The organism is Holdemanella sp. MSK.7.32, from assembly GCF_024460475.1.
Classification (GTDB): Bacteria; Bacillota_I; Bacilli_A; order Erysipelotrichales; family Erysipelotrichaceae; genus Holdemanella.
On the sequence record NZ_JANFYN010000010.1, the window covers coordinates 34,755 to 61,274 of the forward strand.

At 33.0% G+C, this 26,520-nt stretch carries 32 protein-coding genes; 2 read left to right on the plus strand and 30 right to left on the minus strand.

Going from position 1 to position 26,520, the window contains the following annotated elements:
* Positions 1-6: 6 nt before the first annotated feature.
* The 30 genes from NE544_RS03890 to rhuM all read right to left on the minus strand — a co-directional run bounded on the left by NE544_RS03890 (position 7) and on the right by rhuM (position 24,333).
* The gene (locus tag NE544_RS03890) at positions 7-2,343 is read right to left on the minus strand and encodes a VirB4-like conjugal transfer ATPase, CD1110 family (RefSeq protein WP_256268403.1); all 2,337 of its coding nucleotides are present in this window, start codon (positions 2,341-2,343) and stop codon (positions 7-9) included.
* The gene (locus NE544_RS03895) at positions 2,285-2,713 is read right to left on the minus strand and encodes a PrgI family protein (protein WP_256268404.1); all 429 of its coding nucleotides are present in this window, start codon (positions 2,711-2,713) and stop codon (positions 2,285-2,287) included. The genes NE544_RS03890 and NE544_RS03895 overlap by 59 nt, the downstream gene beginning before the upstream one ends.
* Entirely contained in the window at positions 2,700-2,933 is a 234-nt protein-coding gene (locus NE544_RS03900; RefSeq protein ID WP_256268405.1) for a hypothetical protein, read from the minus strand. The genes NE544_RS03895 and NE544_RS03900 overlap by 14 nt, the downstream gene beginning before the upstream one ends.
* A 65-nt stretch (positions 2,934-2,998) precedes the next feature.
* Complete coding sequence (locus NE544_RS03905) at positions 2,999-3,301, minus strand: type II toxin-antitoxin system RelE/ParE family toxin (protein ID WP_256268406.1); 303 nt, start codon at positions 3,299-3,301, stop codon at positions 2,999-3,001.
* Between the two features lies 1 nt (position 3,302).
* Complete coding sequence (locus NE544_RS03910) at positions 3,303-3,599, minus strand: type II toxin-antitoxin system RelB/DinJ family antitoxin (RefSeq protein ID WP_003864667.1); 297 nt, start codon at positions 3,597-3,599, stop codon at positions 3,303-3,305.
* Positions 3,600-3,678: 79 nt separating this feature from the next.
* Entirely contained in the window at positions 3,679-4,509 is an 831-nt protein-coding gene (locus tag NE544_RS03915) for a hypothetical protein (protein ID WP_256268407.1), read from the minus strand.
* Positions 4,510-4,512: 3 nt separating this feature from the next.
* A complete protein-coding gene (locus tag NE544_RS03920; RefSeq protein WP_118114799.1) occupies positions 4,513-4,818 on the minus strand; it encodes a glutamyl-tRNA amidotransferase in 306 nt (101 codons plus the stop codon).
* A complete protein-coding gene (locus NE544_RS03925; protein WP_370866038.1) occupies positions 4,796-6,580 on the minus strand; it encodes a VirD4-like conjugal transfer protein, CD1115 family in 1,785 nt (594 codons plus the stop codon). Before NE544_RS03925 ends, NE544_RS03920 begins: the two co-directional genes overlap by 23 nt.
* 131 nt (positions 6,581-6,711) lie before the next feature.
* Positions 6,712-6,921 (minus strand): hypothetical protein, encoded by a 210-nt coding sequence (locus NE544_RS03930; protein ID WP_147487068.1) that lies wholly within the window; start codon positions 6,919-6,921, stop codon positions 6,712-6,714.
* 5 nt (positions 6,922-6,926) lie between these two features.
* A complete protein-coding gene (locus NE544_RS03935; protein ID WP_256268408.1) occupies positions 6,927-7,646 on the minus strand; it encodes a PcfB family protein in 720 nt (239 codons plus the stop codon).
* Positions 7,643-8,983 carry a relaxase/mobilization nuclease domain-containing protein gene (locus tag NE544_RS03940; RefSeq protein ID WP_256268409.1) on the minus strand — a complete coding sequence of 447 codons (1,341 nt, stop codon included), beginning with the start codon at positions 8,981-8,983 and terminating at the stop codon, positions 7,643-7,645. The genes NE544_RS03935 and NE544_RS03940 overlap by 4 nt, the downstream gene beginning before the upstream one ends.
* Entirely contained in the window at positions 8,956-9,321 is a 366-nt protein-coding gene (locus NE544_RS03945) for a hypothetical protein (RefSeq protein ID WP_256268410.1), read from the minus strand. Before NE544_RS03945 ends, NE544_RS03940 begins: the two co-directional genes overlap by 28 nt.
* Positions 9,284-9,415: a hypothetical protein gene (locus NE544_RS03950; protein WP_255415586.1), complete on the minus strand. Its 132-nt coding sequence runs from the start codon at positions 9,413-9,415 to the stop codon at positions 9,284-9,286. Before NE544_RS03950 ends, NE544_RS03945 begins: the two co-directional genes overlap by 38 nt.
* Before the next feature lie 121 nt (positions 9,416-9,536).
* Complete coding sequence (locus NE544_RS03955; protein WP_003864658.1) at positions 9,537-9,746, minus strand: hypothetical protein; 210 nt, start codon at positions 9,744-9,746, stop codon at positions 9,537-9,539.
* A gap of 17 nt (positions 9,747-9,763) precedes the next feature.
* Entirely contained in the window at positions 9,764-10,462 is a 699-nt protein-coding gene (locus tag NE544_RS03960) for a DUF5688 family protein (RefSeq protein ID WP_003864657.1), read from the minus strand.
* An 84-nt stretch (positions 10,463-10,546) separates the two neighbouring features.
* Positions 10,547-10,876, minus strand: a complete 330-nt coding sequence (locus NE544_RS03965) for a hypothetical protein (RefSeq protein WP_256268411.1) — start codon at positions 10,874-10,876, stop codon at positions 10,547-10,549.
* Positions 10,860-11,408, minus strand: a complete 549-nt coding sequence (locus tag NE544_RS03970; protein WP_217293349.1) for a hypothetical protein — start codon at positions 11,406-11,408, stop codon at positions 10,860-10,862. Before NE544_RS03970 ends, NE544_RS03965 begins: the two co-directional genes overlap by 17 nt.
* Positions 11,409-11,658: 250 nt before the next feature.
* Positions 11,659-12,597, minus strand: coding sequence for a DUF3991 and TOPRIM domain-containing protein (locus NE544_RS03975; RefSeq protein WP_256268412.1), 939 nt, complete (start codon positions 12,595-12,597; stop codon positions 11,659-11,661).
* A complete protein-coding gene (locus NE544_RS03980; protein WP_256268413.1) occupies positions 12,594-14,273 on the minus strand; it encodes an ArdC-like ssDNA-binding domain-containing protein in 1,680 nt (559 codons plus the stop codon). Before NE544_RS03980 ends, NE544_RS03975 begins: the two co-directional genes overlap by 4 nt.
* Before the next feature lie 87 nt (positions 14,274-14,360).
* The gene (locus NE544_RS03985; RefSeq protein WP_003864649.1) at positions 14,361-14,792 is read right to left on the minus strand and encodes a hypothetical protein; all 432 of its coding nucleotides are present in this window, start codon (positions 14,790-14,792) and stop codon (positions 14,361-14,363) included.
* 85 nt (positions 14,793-14,877) lie between these two features.
* Positions 14,878-15,621, minus strand: coding sequence for a class B sortase (locus NE544_RS03990; RefSeq protein ID WP_217293393.1), 744 nt, complete (start codon positions 15,619-15,621; stop codon positions 14,878-14,880).
* Positions 15,622-15,626: 5 nt separating this feature from the next.
* Positions 15,627-18,641, minus strand: a complete 3,015-nt coding sequence (locus NE544_RS03995; RefSeq protein ID WP_256268414.1) for a SpaA isopeptide-forming pilin-related protein — start codon at positions 18,639-18,641, stop codon at positions 15,627-15,629.
* A 74-nt stretch (positions 18,642-18,715) separates the two neighbouring features.
* The gene (locus NE544_RS04000) at positions 18,716-19,333 is read right to left on the minus strand and encodes a PBECR4 domain-containing protein (RefSeq protein WP_217293605.1); all 618 of its coding nucleotides are present in this window, start codon (positions 19,331-19,333) and stop codon (positions 18,716-18,718) included.
* Between the two features lie 199 nt (positions 19,334-19,532).
* Positions 19,533-20,267 carry a hypothetical protein gene (locus tag NE544_RS04005; RefSeq protein WP_217797733.1) on the minus strand — a complete coding sequence of 245 codons (735 nt, stop codon included), beginning with the start codon at positions 20,265-20,267 and terminating at the stop codon, positions 19,533-19,535.
* Positions 20,268-20,530: 263 nt separating this feature from the next.
* Positions 20,531-21,523, minus strand: a complete 993-nt coding sequence (locus NE544_RS04010) for a ParB/RepB/Spo0J family partition protein (RefSeq protein ID WP_256268415.1) — start codon at positions 21,521-21,523, stop codon at positions 20,531-20,533.
* Between the two features lie 4 nt (positions 21,524-21,527).
* Positions 21,528-21,737 carry a Lar family restriction alleviation protein gene (locus NE544_RS12285; protein WP_370866037.1) on the minus strand — a complete coding sequence of 70 codons (210 nt, stop codon included), beginning with the start codon at positions 21,735-21,737 and terminating at the stop codon, positions 21,528-21,530.
* Complete coding sequence (locus NE544_RS04015) at positions 21,730-22,035, minus strand: single-stranded DNA-binding protein (RefSeq protein WP_256268416.1); 306 nt, start codon at positions 22,033-22,035, stop codon at positions 21,730-21,732. Before NE544_RS04015 ends, NE544_RS12285 begins: the two co-directional genes overlap by 8 nt.
* Positions 22,036-22,045: 10 nt before the next feature.
* Entirely contained in the window at positions 22,046-22,864 is an 819-nt protein-coding gene (locus NE544_RS04020; RefSeq protein WP_256268417.1) for a ParA family protein, read from the minus strand.
* Positions 22,865-23,078: 214 nt separating this feature from the next.
* Positions 23,079-23,309, minus strand: coding sequence for a DeoR family transcriptional regulator (locus tag NE544_RS04025; RefSeq protein ID WP_256268418.1), 231 nt, complete (start codon positions 23,307-23,309; stop codon positions 23,079-23,081).
* 67 nt (positions 23,310-23,376) lie between these two features.
* Positions 23,377-24,333 carry a RhuM family protein gene (gene rhuM, locus NE544_RS04030; protein WP_256268419.1) on the minus strand — a complete coding sequence of 319 codons (957 nt, stop codon included), beginning with the start codon at positions 24,331-24,333 and terminating at the stop codon, positions 23,377-23,379.
* Positions 24,334-25,114: 781 nt separating this feature from the next.
* Here rhuM and NE544_RS04035 point away from each other — a divergent pair.
* Positions 25,115-25,993 (plus strand): MerR family transcriptional regulator, encoded by an 879-nt coding sequence (locus NE544_RS04035; protein WP_256268420.1) that lies wholly within the window; start codon positions 25,115-25,117, stop codon positions 25,991-25,993.
* 46 nt (positions 25,994-26,039) lie between these two features.
* Positions 26,040-26,333: a hypothetical protein gene (locus tag NE544_RS04040; RefSeq protein ID WP_256268421.1), complete on the plus strand. Its 294-nt coding sequence runs from the start codon at positions 26,040-26,042 to the stop codon at positions 26,331-26,333.
* Positions 26,334-26,520 lie beyond the last annotated feature (187 nt).

A 26,520-nucleotide genomic window follows, 5' to 3' on the forward strand; every position in this document is an offset into this window, starting at 1 on the left:
TTCTGCTTAGTTTAATAGGAGTTTTCTATCTCCCGGCTTTGTTGTGTTTAAGTCATACAATAATCCTTTTGGCATCTTATTTACAAACGGCACAATAGATCCACCATACTTAATCAATCCAGATCCTGTTGGTGCATTTGTGATGTATCCCATCTGTTCTTCTGAAATATTAAGAAGTCTAGCTAAATCTTCTCTATCGTTGGCAGATTGATTCAACATGACAATAAATTCAGAGTTCGACAACATGCTTGTACCTTGCTGAGAAGAGAGAAGATATTTAACATTTTGTGTAATACCCGTTGGATAGGCATCTCTTTTACGGAATTGTCTCCATGCAGATGCAAAGAAGGTAGCACTTTCTTCATTTTCAAAGATAACGTGAATCTCATCAATAAAGACATGTGTACGTTTTCCTTTTCTCCAATTTTCATTGACACGATTGATAATCGCATCCGTAATAACAAGCAGTCCCATTGTCTTTAATTGTTTGCCTAAATTAAAGATGTTGAAAGATAGGATTCTAGATTTGATATCTACATTGGTTTCATGGGCAAAGATGTTCAAGGATCCATTTGTAAATAGTTCTAGTTTGATAGCTAATGATTTAGCTTCAGGTTCGCTTTGTTCTAGCAGCTTGTTGTATAGGTGCTTTAATGTTGGAATATAGTTATTTTTCATGGCATCCTGATAAACCAAAGATACACAACGATCGATAATAGAACGATCAATAGGGGATATACCACCATGATTTGTATCTAACTGTTCAAATAAAGACATGATAAATTGAGATTTATCTGCAATCGCATTTCCACTATCTCCATATCCTTCTGACATATCCATGGCATTAATATAATCTTTACTGTTCGTTCCAATACGAATGATCTGTCCTTTCATCGCTTTAATGATTGGATCATATTCACCTTCTGGATCCGCAATAATAATATCGTCGTTCGTAGACAGAATTAAGAATTCAATTTCTTCTTTTGTAAGAAAAGATTTACCTGATCCAGGAATACCTAATACAAAAGAGTTTGGATTTTGTAATAAAGATTTGTTACAAAGAATCGGATTGTTGGTAATGGCATTTTGACCATACCAAATACCACCTTTCTGCATGATTTCATGGGCTCTAAAGGGAATAAATACAGCAGCACTTTCTGTAAGAAGGGTACGAGTGATATTGAGTTTATTAACTCCAATAGGAAGAGCTGTTTGTAAACCATCCAATTGTCTTTTTGAAAAGTAGAGTGTTTCTAACTCACAAACATATTTTCGAGCTACTGCTTTTAATGTCTCACTATCTTTATCCAGTTCTTCTAAAGAATCTGCAAGATGTACAACTGTGATGTTGCAAAGCATCATTCTTTGATCTCGCACAATTAAATCATCTAAGAATTCTTTACATTCCTTACGTTGTAGCTCCATGTCATAAGGAATAATGGCTGAAAAGTTATTGTTACGATTTTGTTTCATTTGCCAATCCGTAATGTTCTTTTCAACACCTAAGAATTTATTTTCTACTTCACGAACTGCTTCATCAGTAGGAATCGTAATAATGTCCATAGAATACATCAAGTTCTTATTTAAATCGCAAAGTTCGGATACAAACTCGTCTTTTAAAAAGCCTGGATAATTGCTTAAATAAAGAACTCTTCCATATTTACCATCAAATTCAAAATATTTGTTGTGGTATTTGCTCATTCTAGGTGTAATCAAATCTTTAAAGGAATGACCTTTTTTTGCTAAATCATTGATATCCAATGTAAATTCTTCTGTTTCATTTCGATAAAAGTCATGGAGGATCTTTAATCGTTCTTCGGCATTTAATTCAATACAGGAAGAGCCAAGTCTTGAAAATAAGGTAGAATACTCAGCGGTAATTCTGGAGAAAGTAAATCTTGCTTCTTCGATACTGTTTTTAAAGATGGTAACTGTAATATATTTTTCCTGGATAATATCATCACTTTCAGATAGTTTATCCAAAAGCATATTGTTGTATTCTTCGCGATATGGATCTAAGTTATCTTGTTTTAATGGAATCAAGATATCCTCTTTAAACTTCTTGATATCCACTTTTCGATTGTTGATAGTTATCTTTGTCATCACAGAAGAATCAAAAGAATTCAGTAAATCACTATAGCTTAAAAAGAGATTGTTTTTATCTTCTCCAGAAGCAATCTTATAGTTGATATCTAAGAACCTGTAACTCTTTGTATATTTATTACCAGATTTAAAAATACCATCCTTATAGATCGTGTCTACCGGGATGGTATCCTGAACGGTTCTAGGAATTCTTAATTTTTCTTTGTTGAGCTTTTTCAATCTTTCGTAACTTTTTATCATGTACAATCGACTCCTTTCTTGATTGATTAATGAATGGTTCAAGTATTTCATAATAAAGATTAAATGGCACATTAATCAAATTCTTTGTAGACAACGCAAAAGAAGATATTGCCATCTTCACAATATCTTCTGTATACATTCCTTGAAAACGTACGAATCCAAATGCTGCAAAAGGTGCAGCTCCAAGCATACATAGCCAACTAGTAATTTCTGTACCAAGTCTTTCTTTGAATAAAAAATACAAACCACACGCAATAGCACATGCTAGTATCGAAAAGATAGTTTGACGTAAAGATAGGCCAAGAAGTATGCTTTCGGTATAATCTCGTATTTCCTTGTTGATCTTAATTTCAAAATTAGATTTCATCATTAAAATCCTCATGAATGACATCTAGTGGAATAGAAGATGCAAATAAGATATTTTCGACAGGAATAATCAAATTTCTGCCATCACGTCGGACAACAATTTTATCCTTTTCATGTTCCACTTTATACATCAATTTTTCCGTTAATGGTAAAGTTGAAGATTCAACAATATCCAATGAATCTCCTGTTTTTAATACAACTTTGTTTAAAATATAATCTTTCATGTTACGTTCCTTTCCTACCTTGAAGGCATAATAAAAGCAGGAACAATATGCTCCTGCAGTAGTAATTAAAATAGTAATGATAAGTAATCCTGCCTTGAGTCAAGTATTCTAATAATTTCAATATTCTCTTCATTGACATTATAGAATACAAGTTGCTTAGATACGATTAAATAGCGAAATGGTGTATCTATGTCGAAACGATCTGACATTTTTGGCCCTAAATAAGGATTATCTTTTAATAATGAAATTGTATCCACAATGTTTGTTTTAAACTTTTTTGCGGCTTGATCATTATGAAACTGATTAATAATATAGTTTTCGGTATTAAGAAGGTCATCAATTGCTGCTTTTTTATAAATAATCTTCATTTTACAAACCCAACATTTTTTTGGCTTCTTCTTCTGAATAAGATTCAGTACAATTCATACCAATTTCCAATTCTTTCATTAATTTAGATAAAGCTTTTGCTTTCATCTTTTCGGCATTATCCTCAGTTACAGAAAATGGAAATCCACCTGTATTTAATACTTGTTGAAAAAATACATTTACTGCATCTGTTAAAGTTAAACCGTTTTTCGCAAAAACTTCTTCTAATTCATTCTTGATTTCTGAGTTCATGCGAATTCTAAATACATCATCTTTTTGAGCATTGATTACGTTACGCATAATTAACACTTCCTTTCGTATATATTATAATCAGTTTTTTACAAAATATCAACAAATGTGGTAACTGAGTAGCTACATATTATAGTCCCATCATTTCTTTAACAATTCTGTCTGACATCTTGATTGTTCCTACAAGAACCAACATATTGAATATTAATTCACCAATATAACTCCATACCATAGATACACTGGATGCTGTTGAATCCACTACTGGTGGACTTGATGCAAAGGCTGAAAAGATAATACAGGAAAGGACAATGATCGCTCCTTCTAAACAAACTCCTGCATAGCTTTTAATAAATGTAAAAGCAATATTTTGTGTGCTTTCTCCTGCAGCTGCTGCAAGTGGGATTGGAGATATAGCTGTATACATGTACAGTTTAAAGAATCTTCCATATACTGTTAGAATCATTACAAAAGATAATATAGTGATAAATATAGATCCTAATAAGGTTACTGCCCATAATGGAATAGATTCTAGAAAACCGGTATTACTTACTGCATCTACAATTTCTTGTGGAATCACAGTTTCGTTTGATACTCCAAGTCCAACAGTTTCTGTAATCGATTGGATAATTCCTTGTACGATTTCAAATATTTTCGTCATAAGTTCCATTCCATAAAGTACTAAAGTTCTTGCGATGATAAATCTTAGAAATAGTTTGAAGGCTTGTTCGGGTCGTTTAACATCCTGCCAGCTAGTACAAGTTCGTATTAATCCCCATACAAAGAAAAGTACAAGAAGGGCAAGTCCAATGGCTTGTAAACCTTCATGTACTTTTACAATGATTTTCCATATATCACCACCTTTAAATGACTCTGGTGATTCAGTTAGCAACAACCATATTTCAGCAAGTTTAGAATTCCAAGTATTAATGGCACTTGTTAGGTTATCGATGATTCCATCCATACATTAACCTACAATAATGTTTAAAATCTCTTTCGCAAACGTAATAATAATTCCACCAGCAACTGTCATAAATCCATTTGCTCTTTGGCTTGGATCATGGCTTTTTAAAGATAAACCAACCTGTACAATTCCAAAGCCTAATAGAATCATTCCAATCGCTCGAATGAGTCCAAACATAAAATCGCTGAAGTTATTCACTACAGTAACTGGATCATTAGCTGCATAGACAGGTGTTATAAAGTTTGTGATGAGTATCAATGCTGTATAAGCATAGAATAATACTTTTCTAATAGTTTTTACTTTCTTCATTTTCTTTGATCTCCTTTACATATTTTTCTACTTCTTCTTGATCTAACAATTCGTATTCGTTATCAGTTAAAAGAATATTTTGCCAGTCATCAATGAAATGATGTGCTTGACCATGAATATAAGGCTCTCGTCCTCCATCCAATGTCTGCTTAATATTTGGATGTTTTAATAAATCATATTTTTTATCTTTAACAGGGCGTTCTCCCTTAATAAAAAGAAGTCCATAGTTGTTATCCAACAATCGAACTTCATCTGCGGTTAAAAGCTCTCTTCCTGTCTGTTGATAATTTGTAGAATAATTACCACTTCTTCCTTCAGATTTGCCATACGTATTTGTATCCAATGTTTCTTTTCCCAGCAATTCACTGATGTATTTATGTGTACTTTGTTCATTACCACCTAGGTAATACGTTTCATCACAGTTACCTAAAATGGATTCCCAGCTATCTTTGTATAACGCTTTGATCTGAGCCAGGTTCTGTAAAATAATGGATACAAAGATCTGTCTTGAACGCATGGTTGAAAGCAATTTATCAAATTCATCTGGTAAAGCAACATTGGCAAATTCATCCATCAAGAAATGGACGGGTACAGGAAGTTCTCCACCATGTACATAATCCGCCTGGTAATACAACATTTGAAATAACTGGGTGTACAACATTCCAACTACAAAATTGAATGTGGAATCGTTGTCTGGAATAATCGCAAATAAAGCCGTTTTTCTTTCTCCAATCTGTTCTAATTCCATCTCGTCATATTTGGTTAATGATGCAAGTTCTTCCAAATTAAAAGCAGCAAGTCTTACACCAACCGAAATCAGAATCGATTTGGCGGTTTTACCTGCTGCTTGTTTATAAATCTTGTATTGTTTTAAAGCTAATGAATTAGAATCTATCATTTCTAGCCTTTTAAATAACTCATCCAATGGACTTTCGTAGTCTTCTTCATCTTCTTTGACTTCTGCATAATTGAGCATTTCCATGACCATTGTAAAATTCTGTTCATCTTCTGGTGCATAATGGTACAGATATAACATCAGCGCTTCCAATAGTGCTGTTTCACTCTTTTCCCAGAATGGATCATTGGTAGAAGAACCTTTAGGTGTTGTATTACGGATTAAGTTGGTAATTAATTTCAATACATCCTTATCACTTTGAATATAGTGGAATGGATTATATCCAAGAGATTTAGACATATCAATCAAGTCAATGACTTTAATGACATAACCATTCTCTTCTAATAGATGACCAACACTTCGAATGATTTCGCCTTTAGGATCCAATACAACAAAACTTGTATTACATTGCATGATATTTGGTTTGGCATAAAATCTTGTTTTGCCAGCACCAGAGCCACCAATCACTACTGTATTTAAATTCCTTCGATGTTTTTTTCCATCTAATCCCATTCGAACATTTTGGGAAAAGACTTTGTTAGCGAAGTAATCTTTATTCGCATATTTTTTACAAACAGTAATTGGATTTGCCCATTTAGCAGAACCATATTCTTCAGTTCGCCTATAATTCTTAGCTGAAGATAAATACATACCAACACCTAAAACATAAATAACTAGAAAGATGCCTATTGTTTTTAATGTTGAATCCGTCCATTGAATAGAAAAGGGATGATTTAAAGCTTCGCTAAGATATGGAATTGCATGGATCAATCCTTCATCCATATAAGGTGCAATCAACAAGGCAATCCAAATGGCAGGAATAAGCAAAAGTACTAGAAATACATATTCATCTTTTCGTTTGTCTATAAATATCAGTTCCTTTCATTTAACAAAAAAGCAATCCGAATTCGAATTGCTTAAAAGTTTTGATAGTTGTTAATTTAGCAAGTTAACAAATCAGAAAATGATGAATTGACAATATCTGATGCGATAACCGACTATTTTTGTGGTGCTTTGTCAAAATAGCCTTTATTTACGTTTGCATCACAGACTTTGACAATTAATGAATCTAGAAAGTCATAATTTTTATGTGCCATGCGTTGTTTATCTCTCAAATCCGCAAGGGCACGTACAATGATTCTTCTTTCTGTATCATCAACTTGTATTTCAATTATTTCGTCATTTTGTTTTTTTAACCAGTTACGCATAGTTGTCATCTCACTTTCTTTTTTGATTTCTTTCTTACTGGATATTTTGGTGCAGAAGATTTTAATTGTTGCTGCTTAATATCTTTTAATTCCTGACGAACAGAAGGTCTATCCATAGTAACTATTGATCTTTTTCTTTCGACGGTTTTCTTCTTGTTTTCTTTCTTCAATGTTTTTGAAGATGGCTCGAACGGAGTACCGTCCTTGCTTGTCCGAGCCTTGACGGGGTTTGTTTTTTCATCCATCAATTTAGATAGTAATGCATCATGTTCTTCATCACTTAAAGGCTTTGCATCTTTGATTTGTTGTTGTGACAATACGGATTCACGAATTGCTTTGGTATCAATGGTAGCTAGATCAAATTTATCTACCATTCTAGATATTTTAGAAGCATCTTCTGCTTTGACCATGATATCTACAATTCCATCTGTATTGTTCTTTTCTTTTAAAACAGAGTAGAGAACACCATAGTGTTTAGCTTCTTCACAAAACTTTTTCAAATCAGAATGATGAATCGCAAATACCTTTAATTCCTTATTGGATTTTAATAAGTTATCTAAGTTGGTTTTGCCTTTGATTTTCTTGTTGTCACTAATAATTGCATATAAAGTGACAGCTAAAGATTTAGCAGCTGTTCCTCCTGCTTTTAATCCAATTTCAGCAGCTACTTGAATACCTTCTAATGTCATCTTCATCATTTGATCTGCAGTATCAGCACTGTTCATAAGTTCAAGCTCCTTTCGTATTCTTTTTGTGTTTGCATACGCTCTGTTTCTAATGCATTGACCATTTTTAATTTTTCTTCAATGTCAGGTACTCTCTTTTCTATATCTTCGCATATTCGGATTTCCTTTTTCCCATGTGCAATTTTGGAAGTGAGCGTATCTCGATCCTGTTCTAATTGTTGTTTCAACTCAGGATCACGGGTTCGTTTAATTTTGTTGTAGATGGATCTTCTTTGATTCATCCAGTTTTCTATTTGGTTGTTTAAATCCAATTTAAAAGCAAGCACATCTTCAATCGATTCAAGATTATGCTTGCCAACAAATGTATTTTCATCTGTGATTTTCTCCATATAAATTAAATCCTTTCTAAGTGCTGGACTTGGATATTTTTGAGGTATTCCTTTAGGTCGTAAAATACCCAATTCAAAACAATATCGAATATACATCGCTTTGATTCCTTTTAATTTTCTATGATTGCCTTGATATTCTTTACAAGGTATAACATCTTTAACAGATGACTGCATGGGAAACAAGAAGTTACTGTTAATCCGTTCCATCAAATGTTCTTCATCATAGCGATTATCACGAGTCAGTTTATAAAAGCGAAATGTTCTTTTAGATTGTGGATGTTTTAAAGTCCAATGCTTTCCTGATAGATTTACAACATAGCCAATTTCTTCAAGACCATCTTTAAATTGTTCAGGTGTTCTTGCATACAATAAAACAGAATCCACGTCATAGCGAATCAATTTTCGTAAATAGATAGAATCATTCTTTTCTGCTTTCCATTCTCCATAATTCATCGCTTTGCCTTCCGGTTTTGTGATGACAGTTAAACCATGCTCTTTACAGATCGCATCATTTAATTCACGGAAGTGATCGATATCAGCTTTCTTATTGTCATACTTTTTACCATCTACCCAGGAAACAGAATTTACTACAAAATGATTATGAAGATGTTCTTTATCTAGATGTGTCGAAACAACGACTTCAAATCGGTTGCCCCACATTTGTTTGGCAAGCTGTACACCCAGTGCATGACATTGTTCCGGTGTCACTTCACCTGGTTTAAAGGACTGCACTGCATGAAAAGCAAGACGGCCATCCATTTTGTTGTAGGAAAGTTTTGTGTTGATCATCTGCTTTAAAGCAAAACGAGGTTCACAATTGATGCCAGTAATAAATTCTTTTTCATTGGTTTTATAGCCTTGGGTAGTATAGGCTAGAACTTCTTTTAAACCATCGCCCATATCTTCTTTTGTTTTATCAGGATTTTTAATGTAGCTAAGAACACGATTCAAATCATCTTTCACTGCCCAGATTTTGGTGATTGCCATACTTCCTCCATATTGATAGGTTGTCGAATCAAAATCATGATCTCGTTGATTTGTTGTTGTAACTTCTCATAGTTTTCCATGTAAAGAGATTTATTAATTCCATTTTGTGTATAAACAGAGATTGCGATTTGATTCATCTTTTCAGCAATCTCTCTTAAAATTTTGATTACTTCGATTAATTCTTTACTTGGTACAGGTCTAGGCACTAAACCGTTTATACACATTCTTAGATAAGATTCACGAGATAGACTTGATTCTTTAACTAAATTGTTAAGATGATCAAAGTCTTGATTCGTTAATCTAACTTTGATTTCTTTTTTCTTCGATTTTGTTTTCATTGTAGAAAGCACCTTGAATAAATAAAACCGTACCCATCCCAACTAATCCTCCACCAAGAAAACTGACAAAACAGAGTGTTAAACTATTTAACATTTTCATCTTCCTCCAATCTTAAAAGAGCTATCAGCATTTGTGATAGCTCAGGGTCTTAGGGATATTCCCTAAATACTAGTCTTTTGTCCCCAAAAGACGTTGCTTGTTACAACTGTAGACATTAATTGGCTACAGTCTTTTTCTTGTCCGAAATCAAATCTGCAAGATCTTGATCCATTTTTTCTAGCATTTCCTTCTTTTGATTCAATAATTTTAGATTCGCAGTTAGAATATTGTTTTCATCCGAAAGTGCTTTGATTCGTTCTTCATTTTTGATTTTTTTCTTTTCGATATTGGCAATTCTTTTAATGATATCTTCGTATTTTATCATTTTGAAATCCCCAATCTCTAATGAAGCAATTGCGAATATTTATGTTTATTGATTCGCTTTTCATAGTCATCTGCTTTTTCTAAAATGTGTTCGTCTTTATCGTAATGATACAAATGATCAGATAGCTTTTTATCAGGATCGACCATCTCTGATTTGTTAACTGAAAGAAGCATTTCTTTGACATGATCAATATTTAAAGATGGCGAATCACATAATGCAATACACTCATCTGTTGATGATGGAATAATATATAAGTTATGTTCTAATTTTTCAGCCAAATCATTTAAAACCCCTGCATAGAACATTGTGGCTGCACCATCTGTCTTGTGTTCATTTGTCAAAACAACAAGTTGATGTTCTTTTTCTTCTAAGGCTATATCTTTTGGAATTCCCATCAACATGGTTTCTAGTGGAAGAATTTCAGGCTTCATCATGTTTGGAGATGAGATAAGTGCATCATTATGAAGTTTATTTACATCGATTCCATAGGCATCCATCAGTTGATTTGTAACCTTGGCTGCACAAAAACGTTCATCCGTAGTTTTGATCATGACCTTATAAACAATCGCAAGATCTCCAATAATGGTGTGAGGCATAGTGGTTAAATCATTTTTATTTTCTTCAGCATTGATAACTGTCATAAACAAATAATCTTTCACAGCATTGTAATCAAGCAGAGCATTAACATCATCTAAAACTTTGTCGTTGTGTACCATTTTCCACTAACCTCCATCTTTAAATTCTTAAAATAAAAAGCCAATCTTTCTAGATTAGCTGTACTGAATTCCATAGTTTCTATATTATTCATTTTCTAAGTTCTCCATTTCTTCATACAATCCATAGAAGGGATCACTGGTATCTATTTCATTTACTTCATCTTCATAACTATCAATCGCAAATATCATGTATTCAACAATATCGTTATACATATTTCGTTTTGCTTCTTCTAATGCATTGATTCCTTCTTCAAAGGAAATTGTTTCTAAAGTATTTGTGGAAGTTTCTTTTGCATATGTGTAATTTGTAATGGTATCTTCTACAGATTCCAACATGAGTAATTGTGCCTGTACGATTTGTTTATCTTTTGAATGTAAGTTTGCGTAATTATAAATTCTAGTGTTGTAAGTCATTGTTCTTTCCTCCTTTTGACTTTGGCTTTTCCATATCCATTTCATCGAGTTCAATGGAATAAACTCGTTCATTTTGTTGTTCACCAAAAAGTTGAGCCATCAATTCTGAATCGTTCTTTGTGGATTCATAGGCATTCAAATATTCATTATCCACAAGATGAAATTTCTTCTTTTGCGTTTTTTCATTTTCTACAAGTTCTGTAGCTGTAATCTTTAATGCAGCTTCTTCATTAAGTTCCAAGCTATCTGGTGTTTTATTTAAGTCCATCAACAACAATGTTTCATTAAAAAGGATTGGTTCTTCATCCTTCAATGCTTTCATCTGTTTAAACATGATATTTAAAAATTGTTTCTTTACCTGATCATTAACCAATACTTCTACAGGCTGATCTAGAATATCTTTATAATGTTTTGATGGGACAACGGTCGGCTGCTTTGTGTCTGGATTGATATAGGCATAGGTCATACGACTGATATTTTCACAGACTTCTTTTATCTTCATTTTCTGAAATAAATCAAATTGTTTATTCAAATTGCATCACCTTTACTTTCTAAATTTGAATAATAAAAAAGAGAAAGTATCTACTTTCCCTTAATAATAATCACAAATTATATTTTTTCGGATTTCTTTCATGCATCCTCATCTTTCCAAAAGAAATGGCGGGTGTCTTACCCGCCTATGTGTGGACCCGGGTCTTACGACCAGCCCAAGCTTTTAAAAGCTCTTCTTTGCATAATCATCATAGCTAAATAATGCTTCAAAATCAAATTATTTGTATTTCTCATAAATTATTTGTTGTTTTATTAACATATAATAACAATTCATTTACATCTTTGTGCATTTTCGGATGTTCATCTATGCATTGATATTTTGAATTCAGAATAGAAATGATTTTTGCTGTTGCACCAATACCAACTTCATCATTATCTAGATGGAAGATAATTGTTTTGATATTTGGATTTCTTTCTAAATACGCTTTTAGTGCAATAGGAATATCCGCTTCTGATTTACTCGTAATCTTATCACTGGCTCCGGCAAGAGACAGATAATTAAATTCGGTATAATCCATTTCATCCATTTTCAAAAGAGTCATATAGGATAATAAATCAATAGCTGCTTCAAACACATGAAGAACATCATTATTTACATTTGTGTAGTTGAAACTAAATGCTTTATTACTTCCAGCATGATCCAATTTAAAATTTTTAAAGATACTTCGTTTAAATGCATACGCTGGTTTATCTTTATCATATCCAACAAACACTGCATTCTTGAAGTTAGCGGATTGATAAATCATTCCTTTGGATATGAAATCATCCACAATTCCTTTATCGATTTTTCTAATTTCACATAAATAACGAATCACTAAATCATTGTTCTTATCTTTAATAGGTAATTCAAATGGTTTTACAGGTTTTGGATGATAATAAGTGGTAACTGGTGCACTCACATTCATTAAATCTGATAAATAGTTACACGCATCTTTAAATTCATATCCTTCCACAATAATCAAATAATCAAGTGCAGATGTTCCACCTTTGCCTTGTGACCACCAATACCATTTTCCATTTGAAAAATGCAAGGAATCATGATCTCGATGATAATAATCTGTTCTCCCATTTTTTACTAACAGGTCTGGAGCATAGTTTCTTAAATAATCAAAAGCAGATAAGGTTCTTACTTTTTCTAGAACGTCTTTTCGTATAAATCGTTGACTCATCTTTCCAACTCCTTGTTTTTTGGTGCCATTTTTGCAATTCCATGTTCTTTACAAAACTTACGTACACCACTTGGATTTTCTTTTGTGGATAATTCGAATTCATCTGTATAAACCGTTTCGACTTTGTATTTTTGTTCCTGGATATTGTGAATCCACTGATTCATAAATCGATTGAGTTCATTAGCACGAAATGGATCACCATCCACTCGTTCATAAAATTGAAGGTTATCCTGTTGATAAGACTGTGGATAGAGCAGTCTGTTATCTTTATCCACTGTAAATTCAATATCTGGATCAGCCATTAGATCTCCATTCAATTCATAGTTATGAGCCATCGCAAAACGATTTTCATCAATGATTTCCACATTCAGATCCATAAAGCCAGGTGTTGCATATTTCATGTAGTAAGCATCATTTGTAAGTAATGGTTGGGCAATCTGTTCAAATAATTCATAGTTTCTATGTTCGATTGAATTTTCAATAAACCAGTTCTTACTTAAATCAAAATTGGGATCCGTGAATGCTTCAAAACATATTGTTCGTAGTGTTTGATAATAGTCGTGATTGTTTCCAAATAAAAAAGCTTGATCAGAATATTCAAGCTTACTATTGATAACATCATAGATTTGTTGATCCACCATTTCATGAATATCCGAAGTGGATACATTTGGATCATTTAATGCATCTTTATATTGTTCCATCAAAGAAGAAACTTGAATCACAATATCATGATTCATTTGTTCCATTTCTAATGGTGTTATATATTTACTTTTCATTTCTATCATATGCAGTTTCTCCTTGAATACAGGTTCTAGTTGTTCAATCATTTCATGAGCTGTACTTTGAATATTAACTAAGATAGATTTCAATTCATCAAAATCTTTATCAGCATAGCTAGCAATATAACCAAATGAATATTCAGAAGTATCTAGTCCAAAATGATCACATAATACAAAAGCCAACGATTCGGCTTCAATTTCTCGTTGGCTTTGATTTTTATCTGTTTGTTTATGAAGTATGCTGTGAGCATACTCATGAATTAATGTTTTGGCAATTTGTAGATCTTCCAAATCTTTATTAATCACAATCTTATCTTCTTTAGGAGAATAGTATCCCTTAGCTCCTGTCATGAGATTCAAATCTTCTGTTTCTGTTTTAAATTCAATGAGAATTGTACAGATAGATTGCACGGATTGAACGATTGCCTTAGCTTCATTATTAGAACCCGTTAAATCATGAATCAAAGAGGGAAGAGGATCACCAGAAGTTTGTGATATATCAAATACAGTAGTTGTTTTAAAACGAGTCACATTCACTTGCCGTTGTTCTTGAATAGGTGAACCAGCTTCATCCAATTCAACATTTCCGTTTTCATCTACTTTATTAATTAATCGATCTTCTTTATACGTTACAGGAGCAAGAATCATCAATCCTTTTTCACCTTTATCCACATGACGATTAAAGTTTGCCTGCCAGGAACGATATCCTGCAACTAAACTTGCATCTGGCTTTTGAGCCAATATCAATAAAGTGTTGTTCAATGAATAATTGTGGAATTTGCTGCAACAAGATAAATATCGTTTAAAAGAATCAGAAGAATAAACATCTTTTACACCTTGTTCAATCATCTCAAAAGCTTGTTTAGTTTTTTCATCCGAAGATTTATAATTAGACATCTCATCACCGTCCTTTCTAAAATAGGGTAAAAGAAAAGCACTACCGAAGTAATGCTTTCATATGGTATCTCAACATGAATTTATTCATTAATATCCACGATATTTATAAAGCATATCACTGAGCTCTTCATTTTTCTTTATAAAATCCAACAAATATTCTTTGGTTATTTCAAATTGAATATTTCCATCTTTTTTTCGAGTTTTTGTCGCAAGTATTTGCTCTCCTTGTTTTGATGTAATTCTAAATCCATGAATTATTCTATTTCTCATCTCAACTATTTCAGAAAATAATATTTCAATATCCTTATTTCCTGTATTTCTAGAAATTGTATCTGCTATAGATTTTTTAAGTTTTCCAGATTCCAAATCAATAAGATTATACCAATCATATGCATTGCTTGTATGAATAATATTTTCTATAATAAATCCATTATTTGAACTAAAGACACACAGAGCACTACCCAACAATTCACGATATTCTTTTGAGGGTAATGATTGTCTTGTGTAAGGTTCGTACATTTTTATGCCTCCTCGTTTTGTAATCTATCTAATCCAACAATAGCATAGAACTATTAACATTTCATGAATTTATAGATTTTTTGAATTAGTCTGTTCTTTTTGCTAGTATCACAATTCTCTTGTTATCATTTCTTGTATCGCAAGTCACTAAAGTCATCAGCTTATCATCCGTATTGACTGAAATACCTGTTTTATAAAGCCCTCGATTGATAGAATCAGAAATAAAGGCATTGAATGAAGTATCTGAATCCCAACTGGATTGTGTAAATTCTAAAGAATCATTTAAATTGTTTAGATCTACATTCATTACTTCAAATATCTGATAAGTTCTTGTTTCATTTTCTGTAATGAACTTGAATGTTTGATGTTCTTTGTAGCAGCTTTGATCAATATAGCTCATTAATGGAGTAAAAATGATACTATTCCATTTACTAGAATGCCCATAGATGACAACATTTTTAGAATCAATATTTCCATCTGCTGATACAAAAGGGATACCTGCATTGGCATATTCTTTCTTGATGTTTTTTCGCACATAGTAGTCATTATCTGGAGCCTGTACAACAGGTTCATAAATAACCCGATTATCGAATTCTAGAATACCAACTACGTCTTTATTTGTTTTTTGGAGTAAAGATAAAGAAAGCTCCTTTTCAGAAGCTCCCTTATCATCTTTATTATCCTTTGCTGTTTTACTTGGTTTAGATTCTACATAGTATTCTGAATAATCATAAGATTTCTTTGTTCCAAACTCACTATATAGAATGCCACCTAATAGACTTGCAGTAACTATCGCAAGTGCTGCTATTTTTATTTTCTTATGTTTCATACTATTTATACCCCTGTATTTGGAACAACGATACGTGCATTTTCAAAATAATAAATGATTGTATCCGTATCCTTATCACCTTCAACTTTATAAGCTTTGGATTTATCGGCTAACTGATAAGAAGTAGGCGCTTTGATTTCCTTGAACTCATATTCATGGCCGTAAATGGCATCCGCTAATACTGCTTTTCCATCTTTGATCACATGTTTACTAACCTTGTCATCACCAACTTTACGAGAATAATAAATTCCATCATCTACATCTAAGATGATTTGTTTATTTTCATCCGTTTTAACTGTCTTGATGATCTTTTTGAAATCTTCATCCTTAGAGATTTCGTATTCTTCATTAGCATCATCACCAACGATCATTAACTGACCAGATGCAAGGGTAGTGACAAAAGATTTAGCTGTCTTATCATAGACTTCAAAAATGGCTCCATTTAAGAAATGATCATGATGATCTTTATCCACCTTGTTGACATCTAGTTCAATACGACGTTTTTCATTGTGCAATTCCATAGGAACGATAACAGTTGATTTTGTTGTATCTTCATCATAGTTGAATGTGAAATCATGTTTTTCTTCATCTAATTTAAAGCCTACATTTGTTTCAAGTTCTTTAACGTAATAATCACCTGTAGGAAGATCTAAATGTTCAACATTTTTACCATCTTTATCAATCGTTAATGTGCCAACTAGTCCATCAGCAGGAATGATGACTTTATCATCTACAGTAATATCCTTTTTAGAATAAACACCAAAGACAACATCTTTGTAGGCTTCTTTATCTTCATCTTCAAATGTCTTAGTGATCTGTAAATCCAACTTTTGTCTTTCGTTGACATAAGACTGTTTGATTTCGACTACATCGATCATCTGACCCGCATATTCAATATCAAAGTTATAGCTGTTTTCATATAATACATATCCAGTCTGTGTTGTGGTTTCTTTAATAGAATATTTACCTAACTGAAGCAATGATGAAGTTGTAACACCATCACCTGTAGTAAATGTATCTACAACATCTCCTTTGTGGAACCATACTGTTCCTTCTGGAGTAACGATATCTTCACGTGCTGTGATTTCATACGTAACACCAGATAGATATTTTTCTTTATAGACTGGTGAATAAAGTGTTCCATAATCTGTTTCGGATTCTTTAGCTCCTGACAACATTTCACCACTCTTTTCAACATAGACCTGTCCTTTTTGTGTTTTGTTGTCAAAGTTCATAAAAATTTCTGTACTTGATCCATCTACATTGATTGGAATTTCCGTATCTTTTAATACGTAACCATGTGGTGCTTTGATTTCAACCAATTTATATTCTCCATATTTTAAAGGAGCAGGTAAGTGAACAGAACCATCCTCATCGGTTTTAAATACATCTGTTGTATATTTTTTAGGATATGTCACAGTCTGAGTTACATAGTTTCCATCTGCATCTTTGATTTTGAATTCAACACCAGCAGCAGGAATACGTTTACCTGTTTCACTGTCCGTTTTATAGATGGTTAATTCGGCTTTGATTGTATCGTTATAGATATTGTAAAAATAGGTCTTTTGATCTTTATCAATCTTTACTTCAAATGGTTTTAAAATATCATAGCCAGTTGTTTCATGTTCTTTGACGATATATGTTCCATAAGGAAGATAATCACTGATTGCTCGACCATCTTCATCCGTTGTTAGTGTAGATACAACTTTGCCACTTGATTTTAGGATAATATCAAACTTAAATCCTTTACCAGGCTTTTGAACATTCGACTGGAATAATCCATATTTCTCTTTATCGATTGTCTTGGCAATTTCAATACGACCTTTAATAACCTGATCTTTGATTGTTGTAGAAAAAGTTGAAGGAGTATTATTACCTGAATATTTGAGTTCAACACTATTACAAGAACTGTTTGTTAAATATCCTTCTGGAGAAGTGACCTCACATACATTCAAAGTTGTTCCCACTGGATATTTTTTAGATTTAGCTTTTGAACCATTTGTCGTAATTGTTTCTAAAGTATTTCCACTTGAATCTTTGATGGCAAATGTTGCTCCATTGAAAGTTGCATCACCTTGCGTAGATGTTCCAGTTTCTGCATCTTGCTTTTCAACTTCGATATCAGCATATAGCAATTCAAAATTTAATTTGAAATTAGGAGAAGGATCTCTTCTGCTTGCCAGATAAATAACACGCTGATAACCTCCACTTCCATAAATAATATTGACGTCTCTTGCTCCAAAGTTTCTTGAGAAGGTAAGTGTTTTATCATAGTTTTCTGAAGTGATGGATACCGTTAAATCATTTCCATTTACAGAAGCATTAACACCATTTCCACTTGTAATAGAATAATTGCTTAATGTTCCTTTTGAATCTGTTAAAGTAACTGGAGTATTTAGTCCCATTTTGATTGTTTGGTTATTGAATGAAGGTCTTCCTTGAGGTGTACTTCTTAAGTTGTTAATTTCATTCATTTCATTTGAAATATCATATGTTGTCGTTCCATCCATATAGTACGGTTGATACCAATTGCCAGTAACAACTTGCCAGATCATGATTTGAGTAGCTACATAATAGTTTTCACTTTCATGTCCTGGATAAGAATAACCATAATAATTGATTTCCCAAATAGCTTGTCTTTGGCTTTCACTTAGTTCATCCCATTTGGCACTATCTGGAACATAATCATTACCAGCTATAAACAATTGCATCGGCTCAATACAAAATACGGTTTTATCACCAACATATAAATGTGAGATATAATCAAATCCGTACTGGTTTTCGATATAAATCATGGCATATCGTGTCCCACAGGAAGTTGTATCGGTCATCATCGTATCATTTTCATTTATGATTTGATCCGGAAATACATCTTCCAAATAGCCTAATTCTGTAATTGTATCTAAATCATTTTCTGTAGTAGTTTCTTCTGCATGTACTGTGATTATATTCATAAATGAATTCAATATCACTAGTGCAGAAAGTAAGAACTTGCTGCCTTTCTTTAATATATTTTTCATCTTCTTTTTCCTTTCATTTAGGTTGTTGCAACAAAAAAGCGAGAATTTTTCCTCGCTAAAATAATGTATTTCATTTAGATTAAGTTTTTTGATATCAAGTGATAAATATCTTTATGATAATAAGATAATATTTGCTCATTTCCATATTCTATTTTATTAAATGTTTTATCCTTTTTTTCTTTAGATAGTATTAAGTCAATTTGATTGGTACTCATATTAAGCATATTACCTTTAAGAAGTGTTTTGGGTCTTGAATAAATTCCTTCAGAAAAACCAATTGTTATTTTATTGTCCGATGTAGCAATTACACAACTGACTTTATTTTTGCGAAACCCTTCTTCGATATATAGCTCTTGTGCAAAAAAATTATTTATGTTTTCTAAAGCTGATATTTTTCTTCTAACCGAACCTTTTACACTTTTTTCACTTTGATTCTTTTTTGAAAAATCAAAATCATTTTCAGTAAGAGTATCATTAAAACATTTTTCAAAAAATTCAGAAGGAGTTAGAGTTGTATGAACGCCTACTAAATGCAAGTAGTTATCCTTGTTTGCAACTAAAATATAGTATTTGCGATTCGTAAAACATTTCGAACAAATTAGGTATTGCCGATCAATAAAGATTTTTTTATATATTTTTGATTGATCAATTATTGATTGACATACCCTTTGTTTAAATGAAATATTATTCATACAATTCTCTCTTTCTAAAATTAAAAGGCGATTGCTCGCCTTTTAAGATGTTTAGCAGTTTTCTCTGCACTGGAACAAGTTTTAGGTCTTTGTTCCGACCAATGGTATGGGTTTATAGTCTCCATACCGACTCTTCATTTATAATATATCATTTTTACTAATAAGATACAATTTAAATGAGTTTTCTTATAAACCTTTTTTATTGAATCAAACTTCCATTGCTCCAAAGATTTAATCCATAATAAGCAATGCTGTGATCATTTCGATATACTGGTTGAACAGAATAGTTTGTAATTTCAATATCACCGATGTACATTACTTCATCCAGGTAATACATTCCGCCCACCTCTGCTTCAGCCTGTGAACTATAAGTTGCATAGTAAAAGTTCGTATCCATAATCACATCACAACTTACATCTGGATTGACTCCACCAGGACAAGCATAACATGGCCTTGCTAGTTCTGGAGTAGGTGTAGATTCTACTACAGGTTCTTGTTTGGATTCAGTAGGCTTTTCAATAGGTTGACTTACAACATCTTTTTTTGATTTATCTGATGTATTGGAACTGTTTGAAGTTGAAGATTTTTGGTCTGAACCAGAAGAACTCTTAGTAGAACTTTCTTTCTTGGAATTTTGCCTTTTACCTTCCGAAGAAACACTTGTTGTTTTGAATTCACTTTTGCCCGTAACTTTTTCTTTCTGTTTTTCTTCCTTGGATTCAGGTTTCTTCATTGTATCTCCAGCGCCTGTTTTCTCATCTTTGCCAACATTTTCATGTTCACTAACTATAGCTTCATGTTTACTAACACTTAAAGAAGTATCTTCCATAAACTTTTCCACTGTTGGAACAGATACATCCTGGTTCATGTTGAAAACAATTCCAGTACCAATAAGTACACTTGAAACACAGAACGCAATTAACTTTGTCTTCATTGACTTAACCTCCAATTATATTCACTGATAATTTCTACTATCTTTAAAATACAAGTTCTTCTAAATAATTACCTAGATACAAATATTTCTACTACTTACTAAATAACAACATTTTTTCTTTTTCGGTAGGTAATAAAGATTCTTTCGGTAGGTAGGAGGGGTTTTAGGGGAGGTCACAGTCACACGTCCTGATGCAAAGACAAACTGCCCCTCCAACAGTTTGGAAACAATCACAAGTAGAAAAAAAGTAGTTGCACATTCAACTACCGTTCTTGTTCTCGTGATCTTTTCTTTGCCCAGTTTTCTAGCAAGTGAATCATAAGATCCTTTTTCTTGCCTGGTGTGAAGTCCTTGGGAAAATATTTATCGATTTCCTTCATTTGAAAAGATAACTTTTCTCTTTGATTTGGTTTTTCTTCCGATAAAGTATCTTCAATGAATTCTGTAGTTAGCTCGCCATCATGACTCAACCGCTTGAATTCCTGACATTGAGCAAGTGACGGTGTCCTTTGATTTTCAACAATCGCATTGGCTAAATCATACTGTTCGGATTCTGTTAAATATGAAAGTTCAACAGCCGGATTAAATGCAATCTTGATTTCATTTTCATGTCGTCCATCTACCATTTCCTGTAATGGTTCAATCAGATAGGTTAAGCGAATAAATCGTTGAATTTGTTTCCTGCTAATTCCAACTTGCTCAGCCAATGCATAATCAGAACGATTTTCTTCATCTGACTTCGGGCCAACTTGACCCGAAGTTGTCTTATATTCAATTCCTAATTCATCATCTGGTATTTCTTCAATTCGTTTTCCTTGATGTTTCATGGCTTCCAATCGCATTTTGTAGGCATAACCACGTTCGCTAGGATAAATATTTTCACGTTGAATGTTGGAGTCGACCATTAAGATTGTTGCCTGGTCATCATCCAAATCTCGAATGATGACATTCATTTCTTTTCTTCCTAGCTGCGACAAGGCGAATTTACGCCTGTGACCAGAAATCATCTCATAGGTTCCATCTTTTTTTGGACGAACTAATGCAGGCATCAGCATATCGTTTTCCTTAATCGAATCAATAAGCTTTGCCATATCCTCATCCATCGTGACATGGAAGGGATGTTCTTTAAAATCTGTAATCTTATCTATAGGGATTGTCATTACTTTTTCACTATTGGCTTCTTGTCTTTCTTCTTCTGTAGAAAACAAAGAGTCATAGCTAGGCAATCCTAAATCTAGTTTTGGCAAATGTGCCACCTCCTTAAAATAGAGTGAGTTGTATCGTGTTTTTCATTGCTTGATGGTTCCATTCATCAATAGCTTGGTCTGCATTTTGTTTAGTTTGTGTCCTGGCAGAACACAAAGTACATGTAACATATTGACCATAATAGCCATTGATTCGTTTACTATCCCAGTCAATCAACAAATGAGCTGTAGCATGGCAATAGGGACATCGTTTTATTCTAGGCATTCAATAATTCAAAAGACTCGACAACGACATTGGTTGAATACTGTTTTTTACCATCTTTTTCATAAGAGCTTGTACGAAGATTTCCTACAATACAGAATCCTGTATCTTTATCACCATGATTACAGATATCATTTGCCATATCGCCAAAGGCAATACAGTTAATATAATCTGTCCATGTTTTCTTTCCATCTCTTAAACAAGCTAAAGTGAACTTCACAAAAGTATTTCCTTTTCCATTTCTAGACACTTCAATATCTCTTGTCAAAGTTCCAAATAATTCCACATGATTGTTTTTCATCTCAATTCTCCTAACGACTCATTTCTTCTTTATGTTTTACTTTTTGATTATTTACTAATTCTTTAGTCAGATTATCATAAGCAACAGCTACTTTTGAATCTTTGGCATACGCATAGATACTTTTACCAGAAATTGATGCTTCACTGGCTTTCGTAGCCTTTGGAATGATCGTATCAAATACACGGATGTTCTTTCCAAAGCTTTCTCGTATCGTATCAATCGTACTTTTGGTGATGTTGGTATTTAGATCCGCAAGTGTCATTACAATTCCAGTAATTTTTAAATTACTATTGATCTTACGCTGCACTTTATTGACCGTCTGTAACAATTTCGTCATTCCTTTAGCTGGCAAATACTGAGTTTGTACTGGTATTAGTACTTCATCTGCAGCAGACAAAGCATTGACTGTTAGCATACCAAGAGAAGGTGGACAATCAATCATGATGTAATCGTATTTATCTCTTAAAGGTTCAATACAATTACTTAGCGTCTGTTCTCGGTTGATAACACTGACTAAACGCATTTCAAAATCGGCAAGTTCAATGTTTGCAGGAATGAGATCCACATCTTCTTCATGATGTAAAATCAATGCATTATAATCAATGTCATTGTCGTTGATATAATCATCTAGCATAGAAGAAACGGAATGTTCTAAAGCATCATTGTTTTTCCAACCTAAACAGCTTGTCAGATCACCTTGAGGATCAAAGTCTACGATCAACACATCAAATCCCTGTCGAGATAAACCAATTGCCACATTCTCTGTCGTTGTTGTTTTACCAACACCACCTTTTTGATTTGTGACTGCGATCACTTTACATTTATGCATAATAAAAACTCCTTTCCCACAACCAACCATTTGTTGGCTATGTAAAAAGGAGTAAAGGGAATTTCTATTTCACTTAATGCTTAGCTTTTTGATGAACATCCGTTGAAAATTATCGACTATGATTTCCTGGCATTCATCAAATGAAAAAACAGAATATACCCAAACTTTAACGTCCTACACTTACGGCGGTAGGAGCCTCATAAATGAAATACTTTCACTTTTTTATTTTCCCGTAACCACTATATCCATGGCCAATGTACTCAACATTATCCATTTCCTTAATCTTTCTGCGTACAGTACGAATGCTGATACCAAGCTTTTCAGACATCTGTTTTACCGAGATTTTGTTGTTCCTTTTTATCATTTCTAGAATCAAAGCATAGATGTCTTCTTGAGTGCCATCTTGAGTGCCATCTTGAGTGCCATCATAATTTAAATTTGGCATAATGACTGCAAATTGATATCTGTCTAATCTAAAATATGGAAAAAGAGCAGGGAACAGGAAAGATAGATTAAACTTTCAAGAAATTCATTACAAGTTTGACCATCGTTTCTTTTTCTTCTGGCCTAGATTCAGCAATCATTAACGTAATAGCAACCAAGGCACTATTAGAAATAACTTGTTTTCCATCGACGATTAGATGCTGATTCTTATTTAAAAATTCAAGAAATATAGAAGCACCAATTCGTTTGCATCCATCTACAAAAGGATGGTCTTTCACTAAGAAATAGAGTAGGTTGGCTGCCTTTTCTTCAATGCTTGGATAAATTTCTTGACCAAAAACATTTTGATAGACTGCTGCAATAATTCCATTCAATTTGCCTGGTTCTTTTTCAACGCCAAACACATCAGAGAATCCACCATATTTCATAGAATCAATTAAGTTTCTGCATTCTTCATAGGTTAATTGATAAATGGAATCTTTACCTTTTGGCTTAGAAATACACCCATGATCATAATCATCAAGTAATGATAGTGCATTTGAATAAGCTTCAATGACATTCAATACTTCTTTTTCCTCAATACCTAAAGTAGAAGCCAACATTCGGGATTGAATTGAAACAGTTTTATTTAGTACCTCAATCCTTTTTTCATTTACTGCATATCCCTTCATCATGTAGTCTTTCAATATAGAAGTTGCCCATTTACGAAAGATTACACCGTTTTGAGATTTAACACGATATCCTACGGAAATAATCATATCCAAATTATAGTATTCAACCATGTGAGTTTGTGTTTTTCCATCGATAGCACCGTGCTTAGTGGTTGTCGCAAATTTTGCGACAACCACTTCATTCGACAATTCTTCTTTTAAAGCATTGTTAATATGTTTACCAATGGTTTTAACATCTCTGCCAAATAATTGCGCAAGTTGATTACGATTTAGCCAAACAGTTTCATTATCTGGTGTTACTGTAACATCTAATTGTAAATCTCCATTTACAAATTTAATAATTTCATTGTTCATGTTTTCTCCAATCTTTTTATATTTGAATGATTTTGATAAAGAGTTTCTTTAAAGAAACTATAGCATAGTAAGTTTTATTCATCAAAACTGTAATAATCTTTCTTCATAGTCAGGTGTTTAGACTATGTAAATACTGTATTTTGAGTCTAGTAGGCATTCAAGAGAGCATCTGAACGGTTCGGATTCTGTCGGGGACGCCAAATTTTTTCGGGCCCTGTGCCATAGGGTTCGAATGCATGTCGGGGGCACCCAAAAATGGGAGGAAAGTGTTCGGATGACCTACGCGTATCCGAACTTTTTTGCTAATATTTTGCTAATTAGAGGGGTTCGGATGACGTCATCCGAACCATCATCCGAACCCATTTATTAGCACAAAACGGACAAAAATGAAGAATCAAAAAAGTGTTAAAAATGCCGTATTTACGGCACAATTAACACTTCGCGATATCAAGCGTACAAAATACAGGGTCAACTCCTAAGCGAAGGGTCGTAGGTTCGACTCCTATCTGGGACGCCATTTTTTAAGAGATTTAAAAGGGCTTTTAATGGATTTTGGCCTGTGAATGATAAAAGAGATTTGTCTGATGTGTATTCATCATTCAAATCTCTTTTTGTTTTGTGATAAGTGAGGAGTGGGAAATGTTTTCGTTCCAAGTTAATTTCTTTGTGTGAATTCTTGTAGATAAATTAGAATTTGTATGATTGAAATGAAAACTTCAAAAATATATTGACTTGTACGTAACGTACCCCCTTATACTATCATCACAAGGAGGTGTGTCCGATGCTATTAAATGAAATTATTAAGGAAGTCGGAATGACAAAGCGTGCAGTTAAATACTATGAGGAAAAAGGATTGTTGTCAGTAGATAAAGATAGCAACGGCTATCGAAACTACTCCATGCAGGACGTTAAAACTTTAAAAAAAATTTCGGTATATAGAAAGCTTGGGATTGGTATTAACGATATACAAACCCTTTTGGAAAAAGATGATAAAAGTATTCTTTTACGTATTTATCAGGAAAAATTACAGGAAAAAATTTTACAGGACTCAGAACTTGAAGCGTTGAAGCAATTTATAGATGATGGTAATGCAGACAAGGCAAATGAGATACTTGATTACCAAACTGTCGAAAATGCGATTGAGTCTTTATTGCCGGGGAAAGAATGGGGAGATTACTTAAAAAGTCACTTCAAACCATTTCTTAATGTGAGATTAAAGACTCTGGAGCAGAAGCAAGCCTTACGGAACATATTAGAGTATTGTGATGAAACGACATTGAAAGTTCCTTTTATTATGGGAATAGGTGTAAAAATAGCAGGTGGGATTGCACAGGAAACAAGAACTGCAGATGAGATGATAGCTTATTATCGTGATATGAGTGAAAGCGAATATGAAAAATTAAAAGAAATGGTAAAGAAAGGTGCTAAAATGAAAACTGGCATTATGAAATATCATCCGTCATTTATTGCCCAGAGAAAAATGCAGAAAGAGTTCCAAGATAAAGGATATAACGACATATTCATTCCTAATTTGATGGTGCTATCTCCACAGTACGCAGAATACAAGAAAGCCTTAGATAAGGTAAACGATAGAATGTGTAGAGAACTTGGACTGCATTATGATAGCAATTACAACTTAGTTATAAAAAATCTCGAATAAATGAGTGTATCTAAAAAAGAAACAGAAGTTGGAAGGAGAAGTACTTATGCGTACCAAGAAAGCAATATTTAGTGTTTTAACCATTATGCTCGGTTCTCTTGGACTGATGAACATAGTGTCTACTGATATAACACTGCCAATTATGTTTGTTTTTATGGGATTAACCTTTTTGACGAATGCAAGGGAGTGTTATGATAATGGTGCAAAGAAAGATGCTATGATATTTGCAGGTGTAGCAATTTTTGTCTATGTAGTTACTGCATATAACTTGATAAGCAGATTAATGCCTTTATATCAGATTCCATTAATAGAGGATTATATAAAACTGGTGTTTCAGTAAATAAAGAAGATCGATTAATGACATTGGTTACCTGTGATACAAGAGATAACAATAAGATAATTGTAATTCTAGCTAAATTGGTTAATATAGCAAATGTTTAAAAACTAAGGTGTATGATATTATTTAGCTAGATAAATTAGAAGTTATGGAGGGAGTAAATATGCTAGATAAAAAAGAGTTTGATCTT